The sequence below is a fragment of the Streptomyces sp. URMC 124 genome (genome assembly GCF_051386455.1).
GTDB lineage: Bacteria > Actinomycetota > Actinomycetes > Streptomycetales > Streptomycetaceae > Streptomyces.
The window spans coordinates 1-271 of the sequence record NZ_JBPQTS010000471.1; the positions used below are offsets into that span (position 1 = coordinate 1).

General features: G+C 49.8%; 1 pseudogene. It reads left to right on the top strand.

From position 1 onward, the window contains the following. A pseudogene (locus ACSNOG_RS33370) lies at nucleotides 1-271 on the top strand (hypothetical protein); the annotation flags it as partial.

The following is a 271-nucleotide window of genomic DNA, read 5'->3' on the forward strand; positions in this document are numbered from 1 at the left end:
TTATATCCCTTCCTGAACACGATCGTCGTTTCCCTGAATGCGGGGAATGATACGATCCGGGGCGGAATCTATCTCTGGCCGAGGGAATTTACATGGCAGAATTACAAGGCGGTATTCGCTTCGGGAACGATATATGACGCGTTTTGGATTTCCGTGGCAAGAACGGTGCTTTCAACGCTGCTCAATCTGGGCTTGACCACGATGCTGGCGTATACGCTGAGCCGTCGGGAATATGTATTCCGCAAGCCGATTACCTTGATCTTTATTCTGA